The sequence below is a fragment of the Vibrio sp. Vb1127 genome (assembly GCF_033338735.1).
Lineage (GTDB): Bacteria > Pseudomonadota > Gammaproteobacteria > Enterobacterales > Vibrionaceae > Vibrio > Vibrio alginolyticus.
This window is the reverse complement of record NZ_JAWOTF010000009.1, coordinates 18,637-35,296: the sequence shown is the minus strand read 5'-3', so window position 1 is coordinate 35,296 and position 16,660 is coordinate 18,637. Positions and strand designations below refer to the sequence as shown.

15 protein-coding genes are annotated in these 16,660 nt (G+C 45.9%); 9 read left to right on the top strand and 6 right to left on the bottom strand.

Going from position 1 to position 16,660, the window contains the following annotated elements:
- Positions 1–65 precede the first annotated feature (65 nt).
- The 6 genes from murJ to ispH all read left to right on the top strand — a co-directional run bounded on the left by murJ (position 66) and on the right by ispH (position 7,672).
- The gene (gene murJ / locus R7H07_RS13840; RefSeq protein WP_005385957.1) at positions 66–1,628 is read left to right on the top strand and encodes a murein biosynthesis integral membrane protein MurJ; all 1,563 of its coding nucleotides are present in this window, start codon (positions 66–68) and stop codon (positions 1,626–1,628) included.
- 69 nt (positions 1,629–1,697) lie between these two features.
- The gene (gene ribF, locus R7H07_RS13835) at positions 1,698–2,633 is read left to right on the top strand and encodes a bifunctional riboflavin kinase/FAD synthetase (protein ID WP_005381933.1); all 936 of its coding nucleotides are present in this window, start codon (positions 1,698–1,700) and stop codon (positions 2,631–2,633) included.
- Positions 2,634–2,697: 64 nt separating this feature from the next.
- Positions 2,698–5,526 (top strand): isoleucine--tRNA ligase, encoded by a 2,829-nt coding sequence (gene ileS, locus R7H07_RS13830; RefSeq protein ID WP_154204833.1) that lies wholly within the window; start codon positions 2,698–2,700, stop codon positions 5,524–5,526.
- Positions 5,527–5,599: 73 nt separating this feature from the next.
- On the top strand, positions 5,600–6,106 hold the full coding sequence (lspA, locus tag R7H07_RS13825; protein WP_005385948.1) for a signal peptidase II: 507 nt from the start codon (positions 5,600–5,602) through the stop codon (positions 6,104–6,106).
- Positions 6,107–6,250: 144 nt separating this feature from the next.
- Positions 6,251–6,682 (top strand): FKBP-type peptidyl-prolyl cis-trans isomerase, encoded by a 432-nt coding sequence (fkpB, locus tag R7H07_RS13820; protein ID WP_206959260.1) that lies wholly within the window; start codon positions 6,251–6,253, stop codon positions 6,680–6,682.
- Between the two features lie 24 nt (positions 6,683–6,706).
- On the top strand, positions 6,707–7,672 hold the full coding sequence (ispH, locus tag R7H07_RS13815; RefSeq protein WP_005381920.1) for a 4-hydroxy-3-methylbut-2-enyl diphosphate reductase: 966 nt from the start codon (positions 6,707–6,709) through the stop codon (positions 7,670–7,672).
- Between the two features lie 46 nt (positions 7,673–7,718).
- On the opposite strand, the gene R7H07_RS13810 is transcribed toward ispH, so the two are convergent.
- The 4 genes from R7H07_RS13810 to R7H07_RS13795 form a co-directional block, all read right to left on the bottom strand.
- Positions 7,719–8,192, bottom strand: a complete 474-nt coding sequence (locus R7H07_RS13810; RefSeq protein ID WP_017636163.1) for a low molecular weight phosphatase family protein — start codon at positions 8,190–8,192, stop codon at positions 7,719–7,721.
- Positions 8,193–8,263: 71 nt separating this feature from the next.
- Positions 8,264–8,992 (bottom strand): two-component system response regulator BtsR, encoded by a 729-nt coding sequence (btsR, locus tag R7H07_RS13805; RefSeq protein WP_005381917.1) that lies wholly within the window; start codon positions 8,990–8,992, stop codon positions 8,264–8,266.
- Positions 8,993–9,023: 31 nt separating this feature from the next.
- Positions 9,024–10,694 carry a sensor histidine kinase gene (locus tag R7H07_RS13800; protein WP_005381915.1) on the bottom strand — a complete coding sequence of 557 codons (1,671 nt, stop codon included), beginning with the start codon at positions 10,692–10,694 and terminating at the stop codon, positions 9,024–9,026.
- A gap of 193 nt (positions 10,695–10,887) precedes the next feature.
- Complete coding sequence (locus tag R7H07_RS13795; protein ID WP_005381914.1) at positions 10,888–12,372, bottom strand: carbon starvation protein A; 1,485 nt, start codon at positions 12,370–12,372, stop codon at positions 10,888–10,890.
- 280 nt (positions 12,373–12,652) lie between these two features.
- Here R7H07_RS13795 and R7H07_RS13790 point away from each other — a divergent pair, with 280 nt between their 5' ends.
- Positions 12,653–12,994 (top strand): DUF2799 domain-containing protein, encoded by a 342-nt coding sequence (locus tag R7H07_RS13790; RefSeq protein WP_047103915.1) that lies wholly within the window; start codon positions 12,653–12,655, stop codon positions 12,992–12,994.
- 113 nt (positions 12,995–13,107) lie between these two features.
- A complete protein-coding gene (locus R7H07_RS13785; protein ID WP_005381911.1) occupies positions 13,108–13,380 on the top strand; it encodes a hypothetical protein in 273 nt (90 codons plus the stop codon).
- Positions 13,381–13,431: 51 nt separating this feature from the next.
- On the opposite strand, the gene murQ is transcribed toward R7H07_RS13785, so the two are convergent.
- Together murQ and R7H07_RS13775 are read right to left on the bottom strand one after the other, a co-directional pair.
- Positions 13,432–14,361: an N-acetylmuramic acid 6-phosphate etherase gene (gene murQ / locus R7H07_RS13780; RefSeq protein ID WP_005381910.1), complete on the bottom strand. Its 930-nt coding sequence runs from the start codon at positions 14,359–14,361 to the stop codon at positions 13,432–13,434.
- A 36-nt stretch (positions 14,362–14,397) separates the two neighbouring features.
- On the bottom strand, positions 14,398–15,510 hold the full coding sequence (locus R7H07_RS13775) for an anhydro-N-acetylmuramic acid kinase (protein ID WP_104975870.1): 1,113 nt from the start codon (positions 15,508–15,510) through the stop codon (positions 14,398–14,400).
- A 99-nt stretch (positions 15,511–15,609) separates the two neighbouring features.
- Between R7H07_RS13775 and nagZ the strand changes: the two genes are divergently transcribed.
- Positions 15,610–16,593: a beta-N-acetylhexosaminidase gene (gene nagZ / locus R7H07_RS13770; RefSeq protein WP_005381905.1), complete on the top strand. Its 984-nt coding sequence runs from the start codon at positions 15,610–15,612 to the stop codon at positions 16,591–16,593.
- Positions 16,594–16,660: the final 67 nt, after the last annotated feature.

Sequence of the window (16,660 nt, the reverse complement as noted above, 5' to 3'; positions counted from 1 at the left end):
TTTGCAGCACCTGTCAGAGAAACAGTATAGGGTTAGCTGTCTTATGGTGATATTCCGAGGTTACAGTGAGTAAACGACTACTCAAGTCTGGCATGATCGTCAGTGCTATGACATTTATTTCCCGCGTTCTTGGCCTAGTTCGTGATGTTGTAGTGGCAAATTTAATGGGGGCAGGAGCAAGCGCAGACGTCTTTTTCTTCGCCAATAAAATTCCTAATTTTTTACGACGTTTGTTTGCTGAAGGTGCTTTTTCCCAAGCGTTTGTACCTGTTTTAACGGAAAGCCATGCTCAAGGCGACATGGATAAAACCCGCGAGCTGATTGCCCGTGCTGCGGGCACATTGGGGGTGATAGTCTCAATTGTTACCATCTTAGGTGTTCTAGGTTCCGGTGTGGTGACTGCACTGTTTGGTTTTGGTTGGTTCCTAGACTGGATGCATGGTGGTCCCGCGGCTGAGAAGTTCGAACTTGCTAGCGTGATGCTCAAGATTACCTTTCCTTATTTATGGTTCATCACTTTTGTTGCCCTATCGGGAGCCATTCTCAATACACTAGGTAAGTTTGCGGTTTCTTCGTTTACTCCTGTCTTTCTCAATGTGATGATCATTTTGGCAGCATGGTTTATCTCGCCGCAGATGCCACAGCCAGAGATTGGTCTTGCCATCGGTGTTTTCCTTGGTGGTTTGGTTCAGTTCTTATTTCAAATCCCTTTCCTTATTAAAGCGGGGGTTATGGTTAAGCCGAAATGGGGCTGGCGCGATCCGGGCGTGGTGAAGATCCGAACCTTAATGATTCCTGCTTTGTTCGGTGTGTCGGTAAGCCAAATCAACTTGTTGTTTGATACTTTTATTGCCAGCTTTCTGCAAACCGGTTCGATCAGTTGGTTGTACTACTCAGATCGTTTGTTGGAATTCCCGTTAGGTCTGTTTGGTATTGCGATTGCAACGGTGATTTTACCAGCATTATCACGCAAACATGTTGACGCACAAAATGAAGGATTCGCACAAACCATGGACTGGGGGGTGCGCATGGTGATCTTACTTGGCCTTCCTGCAATGCTTGGTTTGATGGTACTGGCAAAACCTATGTTGATGGTGTTATTCATGCGAGGTGAGTTTTCGCCACAAGACGTACATCAAGCATCATTGTCACTCTTTGCTTACGCTTCAGGCTTGTTGAACTTTATGCTGATTAAAGTGCTCGCTCCGGGGTATTACTCGCGTCAAGACACCAAAACGCCAGTGAAATACGGCATCATTGCGATGGTGACCAACATGGTATTTAATGCAATTTTTGCGTACTTCTATGGCTACGTTGGCTTGGCTATCGCGACAGCACTATCGGCATTTGTGAATATGGCACTGCTGTATCGTGGCCTGCACATCGCAGAGGTATACCAAATCACTAAGCGAACCGTCTTCTTTATTATACGTTTAGCTATTGCTGGCGCGGCGATGGTGGCGGCAATCTTATGGCAACTGGAAGATATGTCAGTATGGCTGGGCTGGAGCTTTGCTCACCGAAGCGCGGTGCTAGGGATGTTGATCGGTTTAGGAGCCGTAGTTTACCTAGTGGTTCTATTTTTAACTGGTGCGCGTTTAAAAGACCTAAAAGCTGGGACAGACTGAGGGTGATTAGTATATAATCCGTCAGTTTCACACAGTGTAAAGTAAAACAGAGGCAGAAAGCAGTATCCAATGGAACTGATTAGAGGCATTCACAATATCAACCCGCGACATCATGGTTGTGTGCTGACTATTGGCAATTTCGATGGTGTCCATAAAGGCCATCAACAAGTATTGCAGCAAGTGTCTGAGCAAGCGGACAGGCTATCCTTGCCTTCTGTTGTGATGACCTTTGAACCTCAGCCGATGGAGCTGTTTGCCAAAGACAAGGCACCAGCAAGGTTGACGCGATTACGCGATAAGTTCGTGCAATTGAGTAAGCTCGATATTGACCGCTTACTGTGTGTCAATTTCAATCGCCATTTTGCAAGTTTAACCGCGGAAGAGTTTATCCGTGACTTGTTGGTCGAGCGTTTGGGTGTTAAGTTTCTTGTCGTTGGTGATGATTTCTGCTTTGGCAAAGGCCGTACAGGTAACTTTGCAATGCTGCAGGAAGCAGGGGAAAAATACGGCTTTGATGTCGTAAGTACCCAGAGCTTTTGTTTACAACAATTACGTGTCAGCAGTACGGCTATCCGTCAAGCGCTGGCGCGTGACGATTTGCATTCCGCACAACAGATGCTGGGAAGAAACTACAGCATCAGCGGTCGTGTTTCTCACGGAAGAAAGCTAGGTCGAACCATTGGGTTCCCTACTGCAAATATTCCTTTGAAACGCTGTGTTTCTCCGGTTTCCGGAGTCTATGTTGTTCAAGCGCTTGGCTTAGGAAATAAGCCAGTTGGTGGTGTTGCTAATATTGGTCAAAGACCAACCGTCAATGGTGTTCGCCAACAGTTAGAAGTGCACTTATTCGACTTTCATGCCAATTTATATGGCAAGCAACTAGAAGTGGAACTTTTGCATAAACTTCGAGATGAGCAAAAGTTTGAGTCGTTTGAAGCACTTAAACAACAAATCGAATTGGATGCTGAAGCAGCAAGGGTGTGGCTGCGTCAGCTTAAGCGTTGAGCGGTTTATTCCACCGTTCAACATAATGTCTAATTTTCGCCCAATATAACGGAATTAAGAATCGATGAGTGAGTATAAAGATACCCTGAACTTACCTGAAACAGGGTTTCCAATGCGCGGCAACCTGGCCAATCGTGAGCCAGAAATGCTTAAGCGTTGGTACAAAGAAGATCTTTACGGTGAAATCCGTAAAGCTAAGAAAGGCAAAAAGTCATTCGTATTGCACGATGGCCCTCCTTACGCAAATGGTGACATTCATATTGGTCACGCACTAAACAAGATTCTTAAAGACATTATTATTAAATCCAAAACACTTTCAGGTTTTGACGCACCTTACATCCCAGGCTGGGACTGCCACGGTCTACCAATCGAATTAATGGTAGAGAAGAAAGTAGGTAAGCCAGGCCAAAAAGTGACAGCAGCGGAATTCCGCGAGAAATGTCGTGAATACGCAGCAGGTCAGGTTGAAGGTCAGAAAGAGAGCTTCAAACGCCTTGGTATCATGGGTGAGTGGGACAAGCCATACCGCACTATGGATTTCGCAACTGAAGCGAACATTATTCGTGCTCTTGGTAAGATCGCAAGCAATGGTCACCTGCTAAAAGGTTTCAAACCTGTTCACTGGTGTACAGACTGTGGTTCTGCTCTTGCTGAAGCGGAAGTAGAATACAAAGATAAAGTATCGCCATCTATCGACGTTCGTTTTAAAGCGGCTGACGAAGCGGCACTGCTATCTAAATTTGAACTGACAGAAGGTCATGAAGGTCACGGTGACGTATCTATCGTTATCTGGACAACAACACCTTGGACACTGCCTGCAAACCGCGCAGTATGTCTACGTGATGATCTAGAGTACGTGCTTATCCAAACAGAAGGCGACAACGCTGAGCGTATCATCGTTGCTGCTGAGCTAGCGAAAGACGTAATGGACCGTGCGGGTATCGAGCACTTCCACAACCTTGGCTTTGCTAAAGGTGCGGACCTAGAGCTTTCTCAATTCCAACACCCATTCTACGATTTCACTGTACCGGCGATCCTTGGTGATCACGTTACGACTGATTCAGGTACTGGTGTTGTTCACACTGCTCCTGGTCACGGTCAAGAAGACTTCGCGGTTGGTAACAAGTACAACCTAGAAGTAGCAAACCCAGTTGGCTCAAACGGTGTTTACCTACCAGATACAGAGCTATTTGCTGGTCAGCACGTATTTAAAGCGAACGATGCAGTAGTAGAAGTACTAAAAGAAAAAGGTGCACTACTACACCACCACGCTTACGAGCACAGCTACCCACACTGTTGGCGTCATAAGACCCCAATCATCTTCCGTGCTACACCTCAATGGTTCGTTTCTATGGACCAAGCTGGCCTACGTGCTAAAGCATTAGAGTCAATCAAGAATGTAGAGTGGATGCCTGAGTGGGGTCAAAGCCGCATCGAAGGTATGATCGAAGGTCGCCCTGAGTGGTGTATCTCTCGTCAACGTACTTGGGGTGTGCCAATTGCTCTGTTTGTTCATAAAGAAACAGCAGAACTTCATCCAAACACGCTAGAGCTGATCGAGAAAGTCGCTAAGCTGGTTGAAGAGAAAGGCATCCAAGCATGGTGGGATGTAGATGCCGCTGAACTACTAGGTGCTGACGCTGACCAATACGAAAAAGTGCTAGATACGCTAGACGTATGGTTCGATTCAGGTGTCACTCACTTCTCTGTTGTTGATGCTCGTGAAGAGTACAACGGCAACAGTGCAGACCTATACCTAGAAGGTTCTGACCAACACCGTGGTTGGTTCCAGTCTTCTTTAATTTCATCTATTGCGATGAAAGACGAAGCACCTTACAAACAAGTACTGACACACGGTTTCGTGGTTGATGGTCAGGGGCGTAAGATGTCTAAATCTATCGGTAACGTGGTTGCGCCAAAAGACGTAACTAACAAGCTAGGTGCTGACATTCTTCGTCTATGGGTTGCTTCAACAGACTACACTGGTGAAGTTGCGGTTTCTGATGAAATCCTAAAACGTAGCGCAGATGCTTACCGTCGTATCCGTAACACAGCGCGTTTCTTCCTAGCTAACCTGAGCGGCTTCAACCCTGAAACAGACATCGTTCCTGTTGAAGAGATGGTTGCGCTAGATCGCTGGGCGGTTGGTCGTGCACTAGCAGCACAAGAAGAGATCGTTAAAGCATACGAAGAGTACAACACACACGGTGTAACTCAGCGTCTAATGCAATTCTGTTCAATCGAAATGGGCTCTTTCTACCTAGACGTAATTAAAGACCGTCAGTACACAGCAAAACGTGGCGGCAACGCTCAACGTAGCTGTCAGACAGCACTTTACTACATCGTAGAAGCGCTAGTTCGTTGGATGGCGCCAATCATGTCGTTCACTGCAGATGAAATCTGGAACGAAATGCCAGGTCAACGCGACAAGTTCGTATTCACTGGTGAGTGGTTCGACGGCCTATTCGGTCTTGCTGAAGGTGAAGAGCTGAACAACGAATTCTGGACTGAGATCCAAGCGGTTCGTGGTGCGGTTAACAAACTTCTAGAAGATGCGCGTAAAGAGAAAACCATTGGTGGTGCACTACAAGCTGAAGTGACTCTATTTGCTGATGACGCACTAGCGGCGAAGATCAACAAACTTGAAGATGAACTGCGCTTTGTTCTACTAACCTCTGCTGCGAAAGTTAAGCCTCTAGGTGAGAAGACGGATGCAGCACAAGCGACGGATATCGAAGGCTTGTTTGTTGAAGTAGCAGCAGCTGAAGGTGAGAAGTGTGATCGTTGTTGGCACCACACGCCAGACGTAGGCACAATTGAAGGTCACGAGAAAATCTGTGGTCGTTGTGTGTCTAACGTAGACGGCGAAGGTGAAGTACGTAAATTCGCGTAATTGCCTAGAACGACTGAACTTTTTTTAAAATTAACAGCCCCAGTATTTACTGGGGCTGTTTGTAGGTAAAGTAATGAGTGAAAAAGCACTGACGTTAAAGCAATCTGGAGTTCGCTGGCTGTGGTTAGCAATTCTGGTATTTATTGCAGATATTGGCATCAAATTGGTGGTGATGGACAATATGGGCTACGGATGGGCAAACCGAATTGAGGTGTTGCCATTCTTCAACCTACTTTACGTTCATAACTACGGTGCCGCTTTCAGCTTCTTGAGCGATCAAGCTGGTTGGCAGCGCTGGTTATTTACAGGTATCGCGTTTGTTGTTACGGGTCTTTTGACCTACTGGATGAGTAAGCTTCCAGCAAAAGAAAAATGGAACAACATTGCTTATGCACTGATTATTGGTGGTGCAGTGGGCAACGTGTTTGACCGCGTCGTTCATGGCTTTGTTGTTGATTACCTAGACTTCTTCTGGGGTAACTACCACTGGCCAGCATTCAACCTTGCTGACATGGCGATCTGTATTGGTGCGGCAATGATTATTCTGGATGGCTTCCGTAAAAAAGACGCTGACAAGTAATCTTTTGCGGTATATCGAATAACCCTAAGCGTCGTCCGTTGATTCGAGCGACGCTTTTTATTATGTTGGAGCGCCAATCAGCATATCAATGTATAAAAAGACCAAGCTGACAGCGTAATAACCCAAGAACAAGGAAGCATTAACGTGACAACAATAACCAATGAATCGGTAGTAACCCTTCACTTTACGATTAAAATGAAAGACGGATCGGTTGCAGATAGTACTCATAACATGGGTAAACCAGCGAAATTTGTTATGGGTGATGGCAGCTTGAGTGAAAACTTTGAGCAGTGCTTGATAGGCCTCGAAACAGGCTCACAAAAAGCGATTGAGCTAAAGGCAGAAGACGCGTTTGGTATGCCAAACCCTGATCATATTCACTATATGGATCGCACTAAATTTGTAGGTGATGCAGAAGTGGAAGTTGGTACAATCATGGCCTTCAGTGGCCCTGATGGCATGGAAATCCCGGGCATTATTACAGAGATTGCAGGCGATTCAGTCACTGTGGACTTCAACCATCCTCTAGTGGGACAAGACGTGACTTTCGAAGTTGAAATTTTGTCAGTAGAATAGCGAACCAAATAAAAGATAACTTCCATGAGCAATGAAATGAAAATCCTGTTAGCTAACCCACGTGGTTTCTGTGCTGGTGTTGACCGCGCGATTAGCATCGTAGAGCGTGCGCTAGAGATGTATCAGCCACCGATTTATGTGCGTCATGAAGTGGTGCATAACCGTTTTGTGGTTGAAGGTCTAAAACAGCGTGGTGCTATCTTCGTTGAAGAACTGCACGAAGTGCCAGACAACAACATTGTGATTTTCTCCGCTCATGGTGTATCGCAGGCAGTTCGTCAGGAAGCCAAGCAGCGTGATTTGACCGTATTTGACGCAACGTGTCCTTTAGTAACCAAAGTGCATATGGAAGTGGCGCGTGCGAGCCGTCGTAATATGGAAGTGGTTCTGATTGGTCACGCAGGTCACCCTGAAGTCGAAGGTACGATGGGGCAATACGCCAGTGAAACCGGTGGTATGTACTTGGTTGAAACTCCAGCCGATGTTGAGAAACTGAAGGCGATTGTGAAAGATCCATCCGATCTTCATTACGTAAGCCAAACGACGCTTTCTGTCGATGAAACTGCCGATGTTATCGAAGAGCTACGCCGCGTGTTCCCAGATATCCAAGGTCCACGTAAAGACGATATCTGTTACGCGACACAAAACCGCCAAGATGCCGTACGTGAATTAGCTGGTGACGTAGATGTGATGGTTGTGGTGGGTTCTAAAAACTCATCAAACTCTACACGTCTTAAAGAGCTAGCTGAAAAGCTAGGGACACCTGGCTACTTAACCGACTGTCCGGAAGATATCAAACCTGAGTGGTTCGAAGGCAAAACAAAGGTCGGCGTGACTGCGGGAGCATCTGCTCCGGAAGAGCTCGTTAATCAGATTCTAGAGCGAATCAAAGAACTCGTTGGTGCCGAAGCGGTTGATGAAGTACTTGGTCGCGAAGAGAATATGTTCTTTGAAGTACCTAAAGAACTGCAAATCAAGCAAGTGGATTAATCTCCATTTATCGAATATTCAAAAGGCGACCTGTGGGTCGCCTTTTTTACATCTCTCTTAACTCATTTAGGTAATCACGAATTTGGTCTTTTCCTAAACCATCGATAATCATATCAGACATCTTCGTGATTCTTCGCTCAAGCGATTGAGCAACCTTTTCGCAATGTGCGTACATGTCTTCATCAGAACCATCGGTCGGAAAAGCATCAACTTGCCAGTTTACTCGAACGCCCCCCGCAAGCCACTGAGGAGCGGTTTCTTGATGTAAAGAATCACAGAGAATAATAACGATGTCGGGAAGAAACTGAGTTCGCTCCTCCCATGAATGCGTGTGGATATGCGGAATGGGGAGTTGGTGGTCATCTAAATATTTTTGCACCACTGGGTGCACCTTGCCTGTGGGATGTGAGCCTCCACTGGTGACACTAAAATCTGCTGGCAGGATATTGGTTGCGATTGACTCCGCGAGAACGCTTCGTCCAGCGTTGTGCTTACATATGAATAAAACTTTATACATCATCGCCTCGTCTTTTCAGAGCGTCCTATTTATACGCTAGCGGAAACTCAGCGATGATGTGTGAAGTTTTTGTGTTAGTGGCTAATGCCGAGCATCTCTTTGAGCACCTTTAAGTAGCGGCGGCTTACTGGTATCTCAAAGCCTGTTTTGGTGATGATTTCCGCTAACCCATTTTCCAGTAACTTGATTTCGCTAATCGCTTTAATACTGACTAAGTATTGACGATGGCAGCGGACTAGAGGGGTTTTCTCTTCCAACGTTTTTAATGTCAGTTGGGTGCTCGCGGTTTGGCTGGTGGAGCGTACATGTACGCCGCTGATATCACTGTAAGCACATTCCACCGTGTCGGTGGCCATGATAACGATGCGGTTGTGTCCGATGCACGGTATCTGATCCAACGTGTCAGGTGTAATAGCAGACAGTTGTTGCGTTAGGGCGGATTGGCTAATGACTTTGTTTAGTCGTTTGACCGTTTTAGTTAACCGGCATGGGTCGACAGGTTTGAGCAAGTAATCAAAGGCATTGTCTTCAAATGCTTGAATCGCATACTGATCATAAGCCGTGACAAAAACCACATAAGGCATAGTTTCTGGATCAAGCATCCCAAGTAATTCAATCCCCGTGACTTGAGGCATTTGGATATCGAGAAACACCACATCAGGCTTGAGTTCATTGATTTTTTTTAGGCCAAGGATTGCGTTTGAGGCATCGCCCACGACCTCAACTTGGCCTGTTTCATCCAGTAACTCTGCTAGCTCTTCACGAGCAAACTGTTCATCATCAATGACGAGTGCGGTTAACATCCAACATTACCTTTATTGCTTCAGCGTGCTTTTATGATTTTGGGGGAATGATAAAGCTCATTTTAGTAAATTGATGTGGCTCGCACGTAATTTTTAGCGCTGCATCACGTCCAAATTGATTAGTGAGACGTTTGTCGACAATTTCTAAACCTAGCCCTGAGTGGTTTTCTTTTGGCGGTTCAAAACTGCCTGCGTTGTCTTCGACGGTAATCAAGTGACCTTGTGGGTGTGCTTCGCTGTAGATATGAACTTTACCACCTTCAAGCATGTTTGAAATGCCATGCTTAATGGCATTCTCAACCAAAGGCTGGAGTGTAAAGCTTGGTAATTTGATGTCCAGCAATTCAGGTTGAATATCGATTTCAACCTCTAAGCGGTCCGTAAAACGCGCTTTTTCGATGCTCAAGTACGAGTTCACATGTGCAAGCTCTTCCTTTAGCGTCACGGTATTAATGTTCTGCTTTAAATTGCTGCGGAAGAAGTGCGATAGATTTTGGATTAGCTCGCGCGCTTTGTCAGGGTCACGACGAGTAATCGCACTAATAGTATTGAGTGCATTAAACAAAAAGTGTGGATTCACCTGAGCGTGAAGCAATTTTATTTCTGCTTGGGCGAGTAAGGCTTGTTGTTGTTGGTAATCGCCATAAAGGATTTGGCTAGATAGAAGCTGGGCTATTCCTTCCGCCATCGACATGTTGGCCGTCGAGAACAATTTACGCTTCGGTTCATACAGCTTTATGGTACCAATGACCTCTTTCCCTGCACGCAGTGGGATGATCAGCGCAGATCCGAGCTTGCAATCTTTTGCAATGGAGCATTGGTATGGACGCTCCGCGCCATCAAGATAAATGATGTCGTTTTTCTCCATGGAGTCTAATGTGCTTTGCGATGAAATCGGCGTGTTTGGTTTATGGTGATCATCGCCAATACCCACAAACGCCAAGATTTTTTCTTGGTCAGTAATCGCGACAGCGCCCACTTTGGTTTCTTCGTAAATAATACGCGCGATTTTCTCTGCGTTTTCGGTGTTGAAGCCGTTGCTTAGAATTCCCACTGAGCGATCAGCAATGGTGAGCGCTCGACGCGAAAACGTCGCAGAAAACTTTTCAAAGATTGCTTTTCTGTCTTGCAGGATACTCATGAACAACGCCGCACCAAATGAATTCGCGATGATCATAGGCGCTGCAATAGCGGACACCAGTTCATAGGCTTGATCAAAAGGTTTCGCGACGGCGAGCAGCAAAATCATTTGCACCACTTCTGCAACAAACGTGACGCTGAAAACGACGCTTGGATTAAACAGCAATGCGCCTTTATTTCGCTTGATAAGGTAAACGTGGAGCAAGCCACCAATTACGCCCTCGGCGGTGGTTGAAATTGCGCAGGCTAGGTCAGTAAAGCCACCAAGAGAGTATCGATGGATGCCACCAGTAAATCCGACGGCGAAACCTACAACAGGTCCACCAAACAGCCCGCCCATAACTGCGCCGATCGCACGAGTATTGGCAATAGCATCGTTGATGTGCAGACCGAAATAGGTGCCGAGAATACAAAAGCCAGAGAAGAGTACGTAACAAATTAGGCGGTGGCTTAAGCGCGAAGAAATACTCAGCAAAGGTAAGATGATTGGCGTTTTACTTAGCATGTAAGCCAAAACTAAGTACACACACATCTGTTGTAAAAGGGAGATGACCAGTTCCATAGTGAACCTAACCTAGAATCAATGTTGTTATTGTATACTTAAGTAACCTCAAGATGCTTGGCTCAGATAGATAAGAACAGCTAAGTAAATGATGCTGCGCTGTGCTTTCTGAGTCTTAAAGTGACTTGGGTATATAACAAAAAGAGCCTGCAATTGGCAGGCTCCTATCTTAGTCACTCAGATGTGACGAGTATTACGCTGTTTCTGATACGGCTTGTGGTTTCTCTTCGTCAGCCAGTTCAGTTTCACCTTTACCCTTAGAGGTTTTGATAACGTAACCTGTCACAGCTAGGGCAAACACAATACCTACGATAGTTGATAGTTGCATTGGCAGACCAAAACCTAGCGAGCTGTTGTTTAAGATGAACGTGACACATACCGTGGTCATGAAGATAGCTGGGATAGTGGTAATCCAGTGCAGCTTGTTGTGACGCAGTAGGTAAGCGGACGCAGTCCAAAGCATCATTACCGCTGTTGTTTGGTTTGCAAAACCGAAGTAGCGCCAGATAATGCCGAAGTCTACTTGAGTTAAGATACCGCCGATAACGAACAGTGGAAGTGCCATCAGTAGACGGTTACGTAGCGTTTTTTGTTCCATGTTGAAGTATTCAGCAAGGATCAAGCGGCTTGAACGGAACGCTGTATCGCCAGACGTAATTGGTAGGATAACCACACCCAGGAACGCAAGGATACCACCGAACACACCTAGCAGACCAAATGATGCGCTGTATACCACGTTACCAGGGCCACCGTTTTTCACAGCTTCTGATAGAGCGTCTAGAGAGCCGAAGAAAGACAGAGCGATAGCACACCAAATTAGCGCGATAACACCTTCACCAATCATTGCACCGTAGAATACGAAGCGACCGTTTTTCTCATTTTCCATACAACGCGCCATCAGTGGAGACTGAGTTGCGTGGAAGCCAGAGATAGCGCCACATGCGATAGTGATGAACAATGCAGGCCATAACGGCATGTCATTTGGGTTGAGGTTAGAGAACATGTCCGAAACTTGGAAGTCACCCATTACTGTGTGTTCGCTAGAGAAAGCAACGGCTGTCATTAGACCAACAGACATAAAGATAAGTAGGGCGCCAAACAGTGGGTAGAAACGACCAATGATTTTATCGACAGGAACAATCGTCGCAATGATGTAGTAAGCAAAAATAGCAATAACCATTGTAGTCATGCTTACGCTCAAGCTTGTTTGATCATTGATGAGGTTAGTAATCATGCCAGCAGGGGCTGAAACGAACACTACGCCAACTAGAAGCAATAGGACAATGGCAAAAATATTCATAAAGTGTTTTGCGCCATTACCTAGGTAGCGACCTGTAATGGTAGGTACAGATGCACCGCCGTTACGCACTGAAAGCATGCCTGAGAAGTAATCGTGTACTGCACCAGCAAAAATACAACCGACTACAATCCAAAGCATCGCCGCAGGACCGTATAGTGCCCCCATGATCGGGCCAAAAATTGGACCAACACCTGCGATGTTAAGTAGTTGAACTAGGTAAACTTTCTTTGTTGACATTGGAACGAAGTCAACACCGTCCGATTTGGTGTGAGCTGGCGTTTGGCGTTTTTCATTGATGCCGAAAATCTTCTCGACGAAAGCGCCGTAGATGAAGTATCCGCCGATTAGGGCTGCGACACAGGTTAGAAACCACATCATAGCAATTGTCCTTGGTCTTAGTTGGGTAGGGTAATTTTTTAATCTCAGGATGCATGTTATGCGTCACTTGTGTTAAATGCATTCGGTTAGTAGATGAGTGGTCGAATAGAGCACTGAGTGGTCGATATGCTGCTTGAGCGGTTTTTAAAAATGGCGAAAGGTTGATGACAGTCTTGAGCGGCTGATTTGAGTCATCAGTGGTTAAATCTGCAAGCTCAGCGGCAAGCGCCAATAATTAGTGGTAAGCTTATTTTTGAAAACAATTACTTAAGGAAGAACCATGAAAAAGGTAACGGTAGGTCTGGCACTGGCTTTACTTGTAGGATGCACAGCGACGACAGCAGATCTTGCCAAGTCGGGAGATTGGCATCAGATCGGATATCAAGATGGCATAACCGGACACACATCGCGCACGATGAGCGAGCTTCGTGAATTGGGTAGTGTTAAGCAAAGTGACTACGACCAAGGTTATTTAGAAGGTTTACGTGAGTACTGTAATCCTGCTTTTGCGTATCAAATGGGGTTATCTGGTCAGTATTACGAAGGGGTTTGTGAAGGTACTGAGCAAGCGCAAAAATTCCGCATGGAATGGCAACGTGGTTGGAATGAATACTCAAATTAATAGTCAATAAAGCCGTTGTTACACTGTCTGCATCACATAAATGTGGCAAAATCTTCCTTATTAAACTATGTTCATACTGCTTGATAGTGAGCACAGAAAAAAGGAATCACATTATGTCAACGCAAATGGCTGGTGGCTGGAGTCCATTTCATGAACTCACAGCAGAGAATAAAGAAGTATTTGCTAAAGGTATCGAGGGGTTTGTCGGTGTCAAATACTCCCCTTTGGTTGTGGCTACTCAAGTCGTAGCCGGACAAAACTATGCGTTTTTCTGTAATGCAGAAGTTGTCTACCCTGGAGCACAACCATACCCAGCAATGGTTCATATGTTCAGTGACCTTGAAGGTAAAGTCGGTATTACTCACATTGAACGATTGAACTACTAAATTAAGCCATAAAAGGCGCCTGACTTTTAAATAAGTGAGGCGCTTTATTGATTAAGATTGATTAGTTTGCGCGATCACGACTTTTCTTAAATATCCTTGCTTGGCGTTCAGTTGCTCAGTCGCGCTTTCTCTATCCAGCCCGGTTAAAATCATCAAAATCGCTAACTTGGCGTCGTAGTCCGTTTCTTTGAGCGCCGTTTTAGCCTCTTGGTTAGTACAATCTGTTGCTTGCATAACAATACGAGCCGCTCTTGCAACTAGCTTTGCATTCGTTGCTTTCACATCTACCATTAAGTTCTGATAACTTTTGCCTAGGCGAATCATGCTTGCGGTAGTGAGCATGTTCAGTACGAGTTTTTGTGCTGTCCCTGATTTTAAGCGAGTGGATCCCGTTAACGCTTCAGGTCCAACAACGGGGCTAATCGCAATATCAGCAATATCTGCAATCGGAGAGTCAGGGTTACAAGATAGTGCTACAGTGGTGGCACCAAGCTCGTTCGCATACTCTAAGCCACCAATCACGTAAGGTGTTCGTCCACTTGCCGCAATACCAACGACGACATCGCGTTGTGTTAGCGTATTCTCTTTAAGATCTTGCTCGCCTAATGTAGGGTCGTCCTCCGCCCCTTCTTTTGCACGGAACATTGCCTCTTTTCCACCGGCAATAATACCAACGACCATCTCTGGATCTGTGCCAAAAGTTGGTGGGCATTCTGAAGCGTCCAAAACGCCAAGTCGACCACTGGTACCCGCACCGATGTAAAACAACCGACCTCCGACCTTAAATGCTTCCGTGATCTTATCAACGGCTTCAGCGATCTCAGGCAACACTTTTTCAACGGCAAGAGGAACGAGTTTGTCCTGTTGGTTGATGCGTTGAACAATATCGAGAGAAGGCAGCAAGTCGATGTCCATGGTGTCTGGGTTTCGCCCTTCAGATACCAGATGGGATAAAGCTGCGATAAGTGCATCGTTCGTCATAATGAATTAAGCCTTTTTGTTTAGGATCTATTGCCCTTAATTTTTTGAATAGAGTACACCCAGTGAAGCGAGACGACTTGCCCCCGTAACTTCCGGTAAGTTGCTAGGGAGGTCGTGAATATGGCGCTGCGCAAGCCAAGCAAACGCCATTGCTTCCATGTAGTCGCCATCAACGCCTTTTTCTGCCGTTGTCGCAACGCTCCATTGTGGCAATAACTTAGCTAGTCGCTGCATCAAAAGTGGGTTTCTTGCTCCACCGCCACAGACCAATAGTTGAGGTGTGATGCCATGAGAAAACTTGTCGACTTCGTTGGCAATGGTAATTGCAGAATACTCGCAAAGTGTACGTTGTACGTCTTCGATTGGTAAATTGTGATGGGCCAGTTGTTGATGCAGCCAGTCAATATTGAACAGTTCTCGTCCGGTACTTTTAGGGGCTGGCATGGCGAGGTAAGCTTCTTTGAGTAATTGAGTCAACAAAGTAGCGTTTACCGTTCCTTTAAGTGCAAATTGTGCATCTTCGTCGAAGCTTTGCCCTTTATGCAGCGCACACCATGCGTCCATCAACATATTGCCCGGGCCTGTGTCATAGCCAATGACTGGTTGTTCTGGATGCAGTACAGAGATATTGGCAATGCCTCCAATGTTAAGCACCACAGTTGTGGAATCCTGCATCGCAAAAATGCTTTTATGGAAAGCAGGGACGAGTGGGGCACCTTGTCCACCTAGCGCCATGTCTTTACGACGAAAATCCGCTACCGTATCAATGCCTGTCTTGACCGCGATAATGTTGGCATCGCCCAATTGAGTGGTAAACGGCAAGTTTCCGGTAGGCTGATGGAACACTGTTTGACCGTGATTACCAATCGCACGAATTTGCTCTGCGACGTAACCAGACTTATTGAGCAGCTGTAACACGGCATCTGCAAATAGGTGGCCGAGCTGGTGGTCAAGTTCACCTATGGTTTTTAAATTTGTTGCTTGACCGGTACAAACAGATAACAGCATGTCTTTTAGCGCTGCGGGCATTGGGTAGTCGTCGTGCGCAATCAGGCGAACATGCTCATCGCTTATTTCAACTAGAGCGGTATCAACGCCATCCATACTCGTTCCAGACATCACACCAATGTACAGTTCGTTAAATTTCATAGCCGATCTCGTCAATTCTTCATTCACTTATTGTAAAGCAAATCTGAAGCGAATAACCTCATCGAATACGAGATATTCAGCCGATTTTGAGGAGAAAACATGGGACCGTTATGGGTTGACGTTGCGGGGTATGAACTGACCGCTGAAGACAAAGAAATCTTGGAGCATCCTACGGTTGGTGGTTTAATTCTATTTGCTCGCAACTATCATGATAGCGAACAGCTTCAAGCACTTACTCAATCCATCCGAAAGGCGGCTAAGCGCCCGTTTTTGATCGGTGTGGATCAAGAAGGCGGCCGAGTGCAGCGCTTTCGTGAAGGTTTCTCATTAATTCCTGCTGCTGATGAGTACGCTAAACATCAAAATGGTGAAGAGCTTGCTCGTATGGGCGGTTGGTTAATGGCAGCAGAGCTGATTGCCCATGATATTGATTTAAGCTTTGCCCCGGTACTTGACCAAGGCCATCAATGTAAAGCGATCGGTAACCGCGCATTCGGTGAAGATGCCGATACCATTCTTCGCTATAGCACTGCATATATGCAGGGAATGAAGAGTGTTGGCATGGCAACGACAGGCAAGCACTTCCCTGGACATGGTGGCGTGATTGCAGACTCACATCTAGAAACACCATACGATGAGCGCAGTGATATTTTTGAACAAGATATGGCGATCTTCAAAGCGCAAATTGATGCCGGTATTTTAGATGCCATGATGCCTGCTCACGTGATTTTCCCACATTATGATGCTCAACCAGCCAGCGGTTCTGAATACTGGTTAAAACAGGTCCTGCGTCAGCAATTGGGTTTTAAAGGTTTGGTTTTTTCGGATGACTTGACCATGGAAGGCGCTGCGATTATGGGCAGCCCAGCCGAGCGAGGTGCTCAAGCATTGAGAGCTGGCTGCGATATGTTGTTAATGTGTAATAAACGAGAAGCGCACGTTGAAGTATTAGACAACTTACCGGTTTCAACCGTGCCACTCGCGGATGGATTACTGAAAAAACAGTCATTTTCTCCAAGCGAACTTAAGCTATCTCAAGAGTGGAAAGCGGCGAGTGAAGCGATGAAACGCTTGACTAGCTAAACCTCTTGTAAAAGATTCAAAACAGCGATTAGAAGCCAAAGTTAATTATGCTTTGGCTTTTTATTTA